Annotated in this window: 12 protein-coding genes; all 12 read right to left on the bottom strand. The window is 58.0% G+C overall.

The features are described 5' to 3' along the window. Positions 1-7: 7 nt before the first annotated feature. A complete protein-coding gene (locus Q6A48_RS00895) occupies positions 8-988 on the bottom strand; it encodes an NAD-dependent 4,6-dehydratase LegB (protein ID WP_304551205.1) in 981 nt (326 codons plus the stop codon). A 72-nt stretch (positions 989-1,060) separates the two neighbouring features. Further along, positions 1,061-1,255, bottom strand: a complete 195-nt coding sequence (locus Q6A48_RS00890) for a hypothetical protein (protein WP_304551204.1) — start codon at positions 1,253-1,255, stop codon at positions 1,061-1,063. Between the two features lie 537 nt (positions 1,256-1,792). After that, positions 1,793-2,830: an LPS O-antigen chain length determinant protein WzzB gene (locus Q6A48_RS00885; RefSeq protein WP_304551203.1), complete on the bottom strand. Its 1,038-nt coding sequence runs from the start codon at positions 2,828-2,830 to the stop codon at positions 1,793-1,795. 188 nt (positions 2,831-3,018) lie between these two features. Next, a complete protein-coding gene (locus Q6A48_RS00880) occupies positions 3,019-3,243 on the bottom strand; it encodes a lipopolysaccharide assembly protein LapA domain-containing protein (protein ID WP_304551202.1) in 225 nt (74 codons plus the stop codon). 20 nt (positions 3,244-3,263) lie between these two features. Beyond that, on the bottom strand, positions 3,264-3,560 hold the full coding sequence (ihfB, locus tag Q6A48_RS00875; protein WP_003199243.1) for an integration host factor subunit beta: 297 nt from the start codon (positions 3,558-3,560) through the stop codon (positions 3,264-3,266). 142 nt (positions 3,561-3,702) lie between these two features. Beyond that, entirely contained in the window at positions 3,703-3,981 is a 279-nt protein-coding gene (locus Q6A48_RS00870; protein ID WP_304551196.1) for a hypothetical protein, read from the bottom strand. Positions 3,982-4,178: 197 nt separating this feature from the next. Then, positions 4,179-5,873, bottom strand: coding sequence for a 30S ribosomal protein S1 (rpsA, locus tag Q6A48_RS00865; protein WP_304551194.1), 1,695 nt, complete (start codon positions 5,871-5,873; stop codon positions 4,179-4,181). A gap of 120 nt (positions 5,874-5,993) precedes the next feature. After that, positions 5,994-6,683 carry a (d)CMP kinase gene (cmk, locus tag Q6A48_RS00860; RefSeq protein ID WP_304551192.1) on the bottom strand — a complete coding sequence of 230 codons (690 nt, stop codon included), beginning with the start codon at positions 6,681-6,683 and terminating at the stop codon, positions 5,994-5,996. Beyond that, positions 6,680-8,887, bottom strand: a complete 2,208-nt coding sequence (locus tag Q6A48_RS00855) for a bifunctional prephenate dehydrogenase/3-phosphoshikimate 1-carboxyvinyltransferase (RefSeq protein ID WP_304551404.1) — start codon at positions 8,885-8,887, stop codon at positions 6,680-6,682. Before Q6A48_RS00855 ends, cmk begins: the two co-directional genes overlap by 4 nt. Before the next feature lie 28 nt (positions 8,888-8,915). Next, positions 8,916-10,028, bottom strand: a complete 1,113-nt coding sequence (hisC, locus tag Q6A48_RS00850; RefSeq protein WP_304551191.1) for a histidinol-phosphate transaminase — start codon at positions 10,026-10,028, stop codon at positions 8,916-8,918. Between the two features lie 13 nt (positions 10,029-10,041). Further along, positions 10,042-11,136: a prephenate dehydratase gene (gene pheA / locus Q6A48_RS00845; RefSeq protein WP_053146538.1), complete on the bottom strand. Its 1,095-nt coding sequence runs from the start codon at positions 11,134-11,136 to the stop codon at positions 10,042-10,044. Next, positions 11,136-12,221 (bottom strand): 3-phosphoserine/phosphohydroxythreonine transaminase, encoded by a 1,086-nt coding sequence (gene serC, locus Q6A48_RS00840; RefSeq protein ID WP_304551188.1) that lies wholly within the window; start codon positions 12,219-12,221, stop codon positions 11,136-11,138. Before serC ends, pheA begins: the two co-directional genes overlap by 1 nt. Positions 12,222-12,270 lie beyond the last annotated feature (49 nt).

The raw sequence follows: 12,270 nt of genomic DNA, 5'->3' as shown, positions 1-12,270 counted from the left end.
CCCCCCCTCAAACGTTATATATATCAGCTTTATACTTAGCCAAATTTTCGGGAATGAGAAGCCAGTCGATTGTTCGCTGCAAGCCTTCAGAAATAGAATGACTCGGCACGAAGCCGGTCAGCTTATTTATCTTGCTATTGTCGCACCACAACCTGAAAACTTCCGACTTACCTGGACGCATGCGCTGATCATCAGTCAAAAACTCTACATCACTGTTCATCAGCTTCTTTATGAGTTCAAGCGTGTCACGTACGGATATTTCATAATTTGAACCAATATTTACCGTCTCACCAATGGCCTCTTGACACCGCGCCAACTGCAGAAAACCCTGACATGTATCGGCCACGTAGTTGAAGTCTCGTGTTGGTGAGACATCGCCTAACTTGATCTGCTTCTGGCCACTTGCAATTTGAGTGATGATGGTAGGGATAACCGCCCTGGCCGACTGCCTAGGTCCATAGGTATTGAACGGCCTGGCAATAGTCAATGGTAAGTCGAAGGCATTGAAGAAACTCATGGCCATCGCGTCGGCACCGATTTTCGAAGCGCTGTAGGGCGACTGGGCTTGCAGAGGATGCTTTTCGTCGATAGGCACGTACTGAGCCGTACCATAAACCTCACTCGTAGAAGTATGGATCACCCGCTTGACATTATTTTCGAGGGCAGCCTGGCAGATATTCAATGTCCCCTTTACATTGGTATCTACATAACTGTCGGGAGCAACGTAGGAATATGGAATAGCGATCAATGCCGCAAGATGGAAGACAATATCAACATCTTTAGTGATGTGCTTGCAGAAATGCGGATCCCTGACATCACCACTAACAACTTCAACCTTATTGAGGCAATTTATATCCTCCAACCATCCCCAATAATTAAATGAATTATACTGCGACAGTGCTTTTACCTGATAGCCTTCCCGCACCAACAACTCAACCAAATGGGAGCCAATAAATCCGTCGGCACCCGTTACTAAAACTCTATTCACTTTCCACCTCAGTATTGGTTGAGTATTTAAATCAGCATGGGCGGTTTTAGACTCGCCAGCTTTTCAAATGCGTTAGTCCAGGATCAATCTATTAGGAACGTCAACGCTCCCGAAATTTACATTTTTTCCAAGCGGAAGATCGCCGAAGCGATTTGCATCGCCCGTAACATTGGGAATTTTGACAGCACCTAGCGAATCGGAGGACAGAGTAAAAATACAGCCTTTTTGCTGTGCAAGAACAGCTGCACGAATTTTTTCAGTGTTCATAATGCAACTCCCTCCGCTTCATAGCTCATCCGTCGCTTTGAAAAAATTTGTTACCTAATGAACATCCGTCCCGGGGATTACCTCAGTACCGGTGGATGGCGTCCACACCACAGGCTTTCAGCTAATGCAAAAATTCCAACCAGGCCCTTCAGCGCCAAAAACTCTCCCTGGCAACGATGAAATCCCTGCGAGACATGCGCCTCCTTGAGCCATTAGGGTGCCGCCGGGCTAGTTGCGCTGTTACTCGGTGCCGCATTGCTCGCCGGCAGGCGCAATGATAGCGAGGCCAAGCCATCGGGGAAAATGGTTTTTACCAATGCAGTCAAGGCGAGAACACCCGCGAGGTGATCAAGGCAGTATTTCAACACAAACTTAACCTTAGGCGAAGCTTGGTAGGATCAACAGGAAATGCCATCACTAAGCCACCACCAAAGCGAACGAATGCCAATTATTCTTCCCGCGATGATGAAAAAAGCCTGCGCATCATCTGCAACAGGCTTTCCGACAGCTGAAGCCCTGGCCAGAATATCAGGACCGTTATGAATTCCGCTTCAAGAAGAACCGAACCAGCGCTGTAAAGCAGCCCAAGATAAGTCCCGCGATGGCGCCTAATACCAGGATCAGGGCCTTATTTGGCTTGATCGGACTTTCAGGCACCTCTACGCTGCCATCTTGTCGATAAATGGAAATACTTTCAGGGTCGATATTCAATTTCCGATAAAAACTATATCGCATCTGCAATGATCGCAAATCGGATATGAATGCATCATCAGAGGGCCTGGACTCCAACGCTTCAACCTCTGCCATCAAGGCCTTGCTGCCACGCTGGTAATCCATCTTATTACCCGTATCCACAGTTATATCAACGGCAGCTGTCGAGTTGACAGTCGGGGTGGTCAGACCAATCGCCCTAGCAATCTTCAGTGCCTCACGGAGCTGCTGGATTCTGTCTTCGCGCACCCGCTGCGCTGTTTCGCGCAGACTGATAATGCGCTGTTCCAGGTTACGAGCTCTTACAGAGGCCTCCGAAGTGACGTTTTTAATCAACTCCGACTCAGCGGTTTCACTGGCACGCTGGACATAAGCCTTTGCCCACGCAGTAGCGCGAGCCGGATCGTCACCTTGGACAGTAATCGAAAAACGGTCCGGCGCATCCTTGCCAGGCCCTCTTATCGTCAGTTCCCGGGAGAAGCGTTCATACAGGCGATCAAGCGGCGCTTTACGCTGGGACTCGTCAAGCGAAGGAAGGTAAACCTCATTGAAGAATTTCTGACGAAGTGACTCACCTTGGAGATTCCGAGCGAATACATCATATACATATTGGATCGAGTAGGGTTCCAGCTCAGTGCTTTTCCCACGTCCATAGTTCAACTCAGCAATACCGTTCTGAGTAGGAGGAATGATGAACAGTTTTACTTCATAGACGGGTTTGCTAAGGAACGCAAAGGCCGCCGCACTGAGAAACACCAGGAGCGCAATGCTAACAATCAGCCACCTCTGCGCCAACACTCCCCGCACCAGCTCGATCAAGTCAACCTCATCGACCCCCTGCGTATTGATGGAATTATTTTGCATGCAGAACCTCGCCTCCTTTCTTTGACGTCCCATTCGCAAACGAACTCACTAAATGCAAAGGCAAGCCAAATGAGGTCCTGGCGGATACAGCCCTAAACTGATTTATATTAAATACGAACAAAACGCACCCAAAGTCAGAAAAATTGTAGACAGCGATCCTTACCAAGACTACTGGGCTCACGCATCCCTTACTTCAACCGTCGACGCACTCCCGCACACCAGGCGAGCAACGGCCCCAGCATCATACCAGCGAGCAGCGCGAGGAGCACGTAAACCGAAACAGGTAGCTGTGGGGCAGACCAGCCCAGAAACAGCAGCGTGGCAGGCTGAGTATTTTCCAGCATGAACAGGATAATTGCCGAGGCCACGAGCAGAGCACCTACGACAAGCGCCAGACGCTTAAAGTTCCGCATCTACCACCCTCCGATCCACGTCAAAGCTCATCCCCCTCCTCCTCGTTCACCCGATCCCTGAGCTCCTTGCCCGGCTTGAAGTGAGGGACGAATTTACCGTCGAGGCTGACGGATTGACCGGTCTTGGGATTGCGCCCAACCCGTGGAGCACGGTAATGCAGGGAAAAGCTGCCGAAGCCACGGATCTCGATACGATCACCAGTCGCCAGGCATTGGGACATTTGTTCAAGCATTGTCTTGATGGCCAGCTCTACATCCTTGGACGAGAGTAGCCCTTGATGGGTGACAATTCGTTCGATCAACTCCGACTTCGTCATATTTTTCCCTTCTTTTTCAAGCAGCTAGATCAGCGCTTCAAAGGTTTTAGCATGCCCGGAGGATTTTGAACAGCCCAAGTATTGACATATCGCCTACAAGCCCTGCCTGCCCCTTTTTCGGGCAGATGGACGTCATTTCATGCTACCGGCACATGACCAGCATGGTACGGGTCAGGTACCCTGCCGGATTGAAGCCAAAGGGGTATTGGTCCTCATCCTTGGCGTCGTCGGATCGGGTGATGACCTTGTAGCCGGCACCCTTGCATTCCTTCGCCGCGCGCTTCTGGCACTTCTCCCAGCCGGAACCCAGCCCCGAGCAATCGACCTCGATACCGCTGACGCCACGTACGGCATGAGTCTTCGCACTGGTAGAACAACCTGCCAGGATCACGACCAACAGCATGGGTAAGAGCCTGCTCATTCAAATTCCTCTATCACCCCAACTTCAAGGCAACCTTAGTCGTTATATAGATGATTGATCCGTATAACAAAACAGACAGCCTTGCCAAGGGATAGGTTTCATGACGCAACGTGAAGGCCCGCATTGAGCAACCGAGGCAAATCGCAGCCACAAAAAAGGGCGACCGAAGTCGCCCTTTTTCTATGGTCTGACAGAACTCAGTTCTGTTTTTCCATTTGTGCACGCAGCAGGTCGCCCAGAGTGGTAGGACCAGCAGCGACGCTGTCCGAAGCTGGCTTGTCGCGCAGGCTCTGGATAGCTTCTTTCTCGTCTTCAACGTCTTTCGACTTGATCGAGAGCTGGATTACGCGGCTCTTACGGTCAACGCTGATGATCTTGGCTTCTACTTCTTCGCCTTCTTTCAGGACGTTGCGCGCGTCTTCAACGCGGTCACGGCTGATTTCGGAGGCTTTCAGAGTCGCTTCGATATCGTCGGCCAGGGTGATGATGGCGCCTTTGGCGTCAACTTCTTTCACAGTGCCCTTGACGATTGCGCCTTTGTCGTTCTCCTGGACGTACTCGGAGAACGGATCGCTTTCCAGTTGCTTGATACCCAGGGAGATACGCTCGCGCTCTGGGTCAACCGACAGGATAACGGTGTCCAGCTCGTCGCCCTTCTTGAAGCGGCGTACGGCTTCTTCGCCCACTTCGTTCCAGGAGATGTCGGACAGGTGAACCAGGCCGTCGATGCCGCCGTCCAGACCAATGAAGATACCGAAATCGGTGATCGACTTGATGGTGCCGGAGATCTTGTCGCCCTTGTTGAACTGGCCAGAGAAGTCTTCCCATGGGTTGGACTTGCACTGCTTGATGCCCAGGGAGATACGACGACGCTCTTCGTCGATGTCCAGAACCATGACTTCCACTTCGTCGCCGACTTGTACGACTTTCGAAGGGTGGATGTTCTTGTTGGTCCAGTCCATTTCGGAAACGTGCACCAGGCCTTCAACGCCTTCTTCCAGCTCAGCGAAGCAGCCGTAGTCGGTCAGGTTGGTGACACGAGCGGTGACGCGGGTGCCTTCTGGGTAACGGGCCTTGATGGCGACCCATGGATCTTCACCCAGTTGCTTCAGGCCCAGGGAAACGCGATTGCGCTCGCGATCGTACTTCAGAACCTTGACATCGATCTCGTCGCCAACGTTGACGATTTCCGAAGGATGCTTGATACGCTTCCAGGCCATGTCGGTGATGTGCAGCAGGCCATCGACGCCACCCAGGTCGACGAATGCGCCGTAGTCGGTGAGGTTCTTGACGATACCCTTGACCTGCTGGCCTTCCTGCAGCGATTCCAGCAGAGCTTCACGCTCGGCGGAGTTCTCGGCTTCCAGGACACTGCGACGGGAAACGACAACGTTGTTGCGCTTCTGGTCCAGCTTGATGACCTTGAATTCCAGCTCTTTGCCTTCCAGGTGCGTGGTGTCGCGCACTGGACGGACGTCAACCAGGGAACCTGGCAGGAACGCACGGATGCCGTTAACGTCGACAGTGAAGCCGCCTTTAACCTTACCGTTGATAACGCCCTTGACCACTTCCTCAGCTGCGAAAGCCGCTTCCAGAACGATCCAGCATTCAGCACGCTTGGCTTTTTCACGGGACAGCTTGGTCTCGCCAAAACCGTCTTCAACCGAGTCCAGCGCAACGTGAACTTCGTCACCGACGTTGATGTTCAGTTCGCCAGCGTCGTTGTAGAACTGCTCAAGCGGGATGAGTGCTTCAGACTTCAGACCGGCATGAACGGTTACCCAGCGAGCCTGGTAATCGATATCGACGATAACACCGGTGATGATGGAGCCAGCCTGAAGGTTCAGGGTTTTTAGGCTTTCTTCAAAGAGTTCCGCAAAGCTTTCGCTCATTTTAATTCCTGATGATTGGGGCGAAGAATACGCCCGGCTCCACACCCCAGACGGTGTGGGTTAGTTTCATATGTAAGAAGCGCCGCAGGACTATGACTGGTCCCCTGCAGAGCTTCCTGGTCACCCGGCGAGATCGCGCAGTGCGATTTCGCTCATGATGCGTTGCAACACCTGGTCGATGGACAACTCCGTGGAATCCAGCTGTATCGCATCGGCCGCCGGTTTGAGCGGGGCCACTGCGCGCTGGGTATCACGCTCATCGCGTGCACGGATCTCATCTAGCAGACTCGACAGACTAACATCCTCACCTTTGCCCTTCAACTGCAAATATCGGCGACGAGCCCGCTCCTCCGCGCTGGCGGTGAGGAAAATCTTCAAGGGCGCATCGGGAAACACCACCGTGCCCATGTCGCGGCCATCAGCGACCAGCCCCGGCGCCTCCTGGAATGCACGCTGGCGTTGCAGCAACGCTTCGCGCACCGCCGGCAGCGCGGCCACTTGGGAAGCCCCGGCGCCAACGCTTTCGGTACGGATGACATCGCTGACTTCATCGCCTTCGAGGATGATGCGCTGCAACTGGCCATCGGTGGCCGCGATGAACTGCACGTCCAGGTGCGCGGCCAGCGCCTTGAGCAACTCTTCGTTGGTCAGGTCGACGCCATGGTTCGCAGCGGCGAACGCCAGCAGGCGATACAAGGCACCCGAATCGAGCAGGTTCCAGCCCAACTGCCTGGCCAGGATCCCGGCGACGGTACCCTTGCCCGAACCGCTTGGGCCATCGATGGTGATGACCGGTGCCTTGATGATCACGACTGCGCCTCTTGTGCTACTCGAATACCGACCTGCGCGCACAGCGCCAGGAAGTTCGGGAACGACGTGGCGACGTTGGCGCAGTCATGGATGCGGATCGGCGCGCTGGCGCGCAACGATGCAACACTGAAGGCCATGGCAATGCGATGGTCGCCATGACCATGGACTTCGCCGCCGCCGATCTGGCCGCCGTCGATGATGATGCCGTCCGGCGTCGGCTGGCACTTCACGCCCAAGGCCAACAGGCCATCAGCCATCACCTGGATACGATCCGACTCCTTGACCCGCAGCTCTTCGGCGCCGGTCAATACGGTGCGACCCTGCGCACAGGCGGCCGCCACGAACAGCACCGGGAACTCGTCGATGGCCAGCGGGACCAGCTCCTCCGGAATCTCGATACCCTTGAGTTTAGCTGCTCTGACGCGAAGATCCGCCACCGGCTCGCCGCCTACTTCACGTTGGTTTTCCAGGGTGATGTCGGCGCCCATCAGGCGCAGGATGTCGATCACGCCGGTGCGGGTCGGGTTGATGCCAACGTGCTCGAGCACCAGTTCGGAGCCCTCGGCGATGGACGCCGCCACCAGGAAGAACGCCGACGAAGAGATATCGCCCGGCACTTCGATGTGGGTCGCGGTCAACTTGCTGCCGGACTCCACCGACGCCGTGGCACCGTCAACGGTAACCGGGTAGCCGAAGCCACGCAGCATGCGCTCGGTGTGGTCACGGGTAGGCGCCGGCTCGGTCACGGTGGTCTTGCCTTCGGCATAGAGACCGGCCAGCAGCAGGCAGGATTTCACCTGCGCACTGGCCATCGGCATGGTATAGGTCAGCCCCTTGAGCTTGTTGCCGCCGCGGATGGTCATCGGTGGACGACCGTCGGCAGCCGTCTCGATGACCGCGCCCATTTCCCGCAACGGATTGGCGACACGGTTCATCGGGCGCTTGGACAGCGAGGCATCACCGGTCAGCGTACTGTCGAAATCCTGCGCGGCCAGCAGGCCGGACAACAAGCGCATCGAGGTCCCGGAGTTGCCCAGGTAGATCGGCCCCGGGGCCGGCTTGAGGCCATGCAGGCCGACACCGTGAATGGTCACGCGACCGTGGTGCGGGCCTTCGATGACCACCCCCATGTCGCGAAACGCCTGCAGCGTCGCCAGGGCGTCTTCGCCCTCGAGGAAACCTTCCACTTCGGTCACGCCTTCGGCCAGGGAGCCAAGCATGATCGAGCGATGGGAAATCGATTTATCGCCCGGTACACGAATACGCCCACTCAGGGAGCCACCAGGTTGTGCCAGGAAAATCAGATCGTTGGAGTTCATAGCGTCCACATAGGCCCGACGGGCCAGGATTTTACTGAAATGCTCGCGGGCCACCCTGGCGCGTGTGAAAACGCCCAGCAATTGGTGCCCGTCCCCTGCATCGACCGCGTCGCGCAAGGCGTCGAGGTCGCTGCGAAATGTATCGAGTGTGCGCAGGACAGCTTCGCGGTTGGCGAGGAAGATGTCGTGCCACATGACCGGGTCGCTTCCAGCGATTCTCGTGAAATCGCGGAAACCGCCCGCAGCGTAACGGAAGATCTCGAGATTTTCATTGCGTTTGGCCAACGAATCCACCAACCCGAACGCCAACAGGTGCGGCAAATGACTGGTGGCGGCCAGGACTTCATCGTGGCGCTCGACCTGCATGTGCTCGACGTCGGCACCCAGCTCGCGCCACAGCCGATCCACCACTGCCAGCGCCGCCGCATCGGTCTGCTCCAGCGGCGTCAGGATCACCTTGTGACGGCGGAACAGCTCGGCGTTGGAGGCTTCCACCCCGCTCTGCTCGGAGCCGGCAATCGGATGGCCAGGGACGAAACGCCCCGGCATCCCGCCGAAAGCCCGGGTCGCCGCGCGCACGACATTGCCCTTGGCACTGCCGACATCCGTCAGGATGGCACGCCCCAGGTCCATGGTCGCCAGGCGCGCCAGCAGTTTTTCCATGGCCAGGATCGGCACCGCCAACTGAATCACGTCCGCGCCCTGGCAGGCTATCGCCAGGTCGTCTTCGCAGCGATCCACCACACCCAGGTCAACCGCCAGCTTGCGTGACTGCGGGTCCAGGTCGACGCCGACCACCTCCCGGCACAGGCCGCTTTCACGCAGGCCCTTGGCGAACGAACCGCCAATCAGCCCCAGGCCGACCACCACCAGGCGACCGATCATAGGGACAGCAGGTTGCAGTGGAGTGACATCAACCACGAGCCAGGACCTTGCGCAACGCCTCGAGGAAACGGCTGTTTTCCGCCGCCAGACCAACGGTGACGCGCAGGTGGTTCGGCATGCCGTAATTGGCCACCGGACGCACGATCACGCCTTCGCGCAACAGGCCCTGGAACACCGGGGCGGCAACGCGCCCGAGGTCGACGCAGATGAAATTGCCTTTCGAAGGGATCCAGTCCAGGCCCAGCTCACGGAAACCGGCTTCCAGCTGTTGCATGCCGGCCTCGTTGAGGCGCCGGCTCTCGGCCAGGTATTGCTCGTCCTGCAAGGCGGCGCAAGCTGCCGCCAGGGCGAAGCTATTGACGTTGAACGGCTGGCGCACGCGGTTCAGCACATCGGCGACCACCGCGGTGGACAGGCCATAGCCGACCCGCAACGACGCCAGGCCATAGGCCTTGGAAAACGTGCGCGAGACCAGCAGGTTCGGGTAGGCGGCCAGGAAATCCAGGCCATCGGGCAGGTCACTGCCTTCGGCGTACTCGATGTAGGCTTCGTCCAGCACCACCAGCACGTGCTCCGGCACGTCCTGCAGGAAATCGTCCAGGGCCTGGGCGTCGAACCAGGTGCCGGTCGGGTTGTTCGGGTTGGCGATGAAGACCACCCGGGTGTTGGCGTCGATGGCTGCCAGCATGGCCGGCAGATCGTGCCCCCAGGCCTTGGCCGGCACTACATGGGCGTCGGCACCGACGGCCTGGGTCGCGATCGGGTAGACCGCGAACGCGTGCTCGCTGAACACGGCATTGAGGCCCGGCGCCAGGTAGGCACGGGCCACCAACTCGAGGATGTCGTTGGAGCCATTGCCCAGGGTCACCTGGTTCAGCTCGACGCCACACCGCTCGGCCAGCAGGCTTTTCAAGGCAAACCCGTTGCCATCGGGGTAACGGGTCAGCTCGGCCAGTTCGTCACGGATCGCCGCCAGCGCCTTGGGGCTTGCACCCAGCGGGTTCTCGTTGCTCGCCAGCTTGACGATGCTGGCCGGGTCCAGGTCCAGCTCACGGGCCAATTCGTCCACAGGCTTGCCCGGAACGTAAGGCGAGAGTTGTTGCACGCCTGGCTGTGCCAGCGCGAGGAAGTTGCCACTCATTTGCTATCCGCCCTTAAAGAACTGCCTTGGGGTAGGAACCCAGCACCTTGAGTGCCACTGCTTCCTGACTGATTTTCTCGAGCACACCCTTGACCAGCGGATCGCGGTGGTGGCCGACGAAATCGATGAAGAACACGTAGGTCCATTTACCGCTGCGCGACGGACGCGTCTCGATCCGGGTCAGGTCGATGCCGTTGTCATGGAAAGGCACCAGCAGCTCATGGAGCGCGCCGGGCTTGTTGCTCATGGACACGATGATCGAGGTCTTGTCGTCGCCGGTCGGCGGGACTTCCTGGTTGCCGATCATCAGGAATCGCGTGGAGTTATCCGGGCGATCCTCGATTTTCTCGGCCAGGCGAGTCAGCCCATAGAGGCCGGCCGCCATATCGCCAGCAATCGCCGCCGAGTTCCATTCGCCCTTGACCCGCTTGGCCGCCTCGGCGTTGCTCGAGACCGCCACGCGCTCGACGTTCGGGTAGTGGGCGTCCAGCCACTTGCGGCACTGGGCCAGGGACTGGGCATGGGAATAGATCCGGCTGATGCTGTCGGTCTTGGTGTTCTCACCCACCAGCAGGTGATGGTGGATGCGCAGTTCGACTTCGCCGCAGATCACCATGTCGTGTTCGAGGAAGCTGTCCAGCGTGTGGTTGACCGCGCCTTCGGTGGAGTTCTCCACCGGCACCACGCCGAAATTCACCGCGCCGGCCGCCACTTCGCGGAAGACTTCGTCGATGGCCGCCATGGGCTTGCTGATCACCGCGTGGCCGAAATGCTTCAGCGCCGCGGCCTGGGTGAAGGTACCTTCAGGCCCCAGGTAGGCGACTTTCAGTGGTTGCTCCAGGGCCAGGCACGACGACATGACTTCGCGGAACAGCCGCGCCATCTCTTCGTTGCTCAACGGGCCCTTGTTGCGCTCCATGACCCGCTTGAGCACCTGCGCTTCACGCTCGGGGCGATAGAAAACCGGCACTTCGCCTTCAGCCAGCGAGGCCATTTTCACCCGGGCGACTTCCTGGGCACAGCGGGCGCGCTCGCTGATCAACTCCAGGACCTTTTCGTCCAGGGCGTCGATGCGCAGGCGCAGCGCCTTGAGTTCCTGTTCAGACATCAGCCATGTTCCTTCTCGAACTCCGCCATGTAGGCGATCAGCGCGTTGACGGCGTCGATGTCCACGGCGTTGTAGATGGAGGCGCGCATACCACCCACCGAGCGGTGACCCTTGAGGTTTAGCAGGCCACGCTCGTCGGCACCGGCCAGGAATGGCTTGTCGAGACGGTCGTCGGCCAGGCGGAACGGCACGTTCATCCAGGACCGATCGGTCTTGTTGATCGGGTTGCTGTACAGGCCGCTGGCGTCGATGAATTCATACAGCGTGCGCTGCTTCACTTCGTTGAGCTTGCCGATGGCCTCGACACCGCCCTGCTCCTTCAGCCATTCGAACACCAGACCGGAGAGGTACCAGGCCAGGGTCGGCGGCGTGTTGTACATCGAGCCGTTGTCCGCGGCGACCTTGTAGTTGAGCATGGTCGGGCACAGGGAACGGGCGCGGCCCAACAGGTCTTCGCGGATGATGCTGACCAGGATGCCGCTCGGGCCGATGTTCTTCTGGGCGCCGGCGTAGATCATGCCGAAACGGGAAATATCCACCGGGCGCGAGAGGATGTCCGAGGACATGTCGGCAACCAGCGGCACGTCGCCGGTTTCCGGGATCCAGTTGAATTCCAGGCCGCCGATGGTTTCGTTCGGCGCGTAATGCACATACGCCGCGTCCTTGGACAGGTTCCACTCGTTCTGGCCGGGAATGGCGAAATAGTCGTAGGGCTTGGCGGTGGCCGCGACGTTGACGTGACCATAGCGCGAAGCCTCCTCGATGGCTTTCTGCGACCAGATACCGGTGTCGATGTAGTCGGCCTTGCCGTTTTCCGGCAGCAGGTTCAGCGGCACCTGGGCGAATTGCTGGCTGGCGCCGCCCTGCAGGAACAGCACCTTGTAGTTGGACGGGATGTTCAGCAGATCACGCAAGTCCTGCTCGGCCTTGGTGGCGATGGACACGAATTCATCGCTGCGATGGCTCATCTCCATGACCGACAGGCCCTTGCCGTGCCAGTCGAGAAGTTCGCCCTGGGCACGCTTCAGGACCGCTTCAGGAAGCGCCGCCGGGCCGGCACAGAAGTTATAGGCTCTCTTGCTCACATCCAATCTCGCTCTGATCTGGTGGTCACATAAATCTTGTTCAACACAT

This window comes from Pseudomonas citrullilanati, from assembly GCF_030580855.1.
Lineage (GTDB): Bacteria > Pseudomonadota > Gammaproteobacteria > Pseudomonadales > Pseudomonadaceae > Aquipseudomonas > Aquipseudomonas citrulli.
Note: the sequence above shows the minus strand (reverse complement) of the source record. Positions and strands in the feature narration are given on the sequence as shown.

Bases quoted from the DNA above. Each gene is read 5' to 3' on its own strand.
- Q6A48_RS00890 (WP_304551204.1), bottom strand. From the start codon at position 1,255: ATGAACACTGAAAAAATTCGTGCAGCTGTTCTTGCACAGCAAAAAGGC.
- Q6A48_RS00885 (WP_304551203.1), bottom strand. From the start codon at position 2,830: ATGCAAAATAATTCCATCAATACGCAGGGGGTCGATGAGGTTGACTTG.
- Q6A48_RS00880 (WP_304551202.1), bottom strand. From the start codon at position 3,243: ATGCGGAACTTTAAGCGTCTGGCGCTTGTCGTAGGTGCTCTGCTCGTG.
- ihfB (WP_003199243.1), bottom strand. From the start codon at position 3,560: ATGACGAAGTCGGAGTTGATCGAACGAATTGTCACCCATCAAGGGCTA.
- Q6A48_RS00870 (WP_304551196.1), bottom strand. From the start codon at position 3,981: ATGAGCAGGCTCTTACCCATGCTGTTGGTCGTGATCCTGGCAGGTTGT.
- rpsA (WP_304551194.1), bottom strand. From the start codon at position 5,873: ATGAGCGAAAGCTTTGCGGAACTCTTTGAAGAAAGCCTAAAAACCCTG.
- Q6A48_RS00855 (WP_304551404.1), bottom strand. From the start codon at position 8,887: ATGATCGGTCGCCTGGTGGTGGTCGGCCTGGGGCTGATTGGCGGTTCG.
- hisC (WP_304551191.1), bottom strand. From the start codon at position 10,028: ATGAGTGGCAACTTCCTCGCGCTGGCACAGCCAGGCGTGCAACAACTC.
- pheA (WP_053146538.1), bottom strand. From the start codon at position 11,136: ATGTCTGAACAGGAACTCAAGGCGCTGCGCCTGCGCATCGACGCCCTG.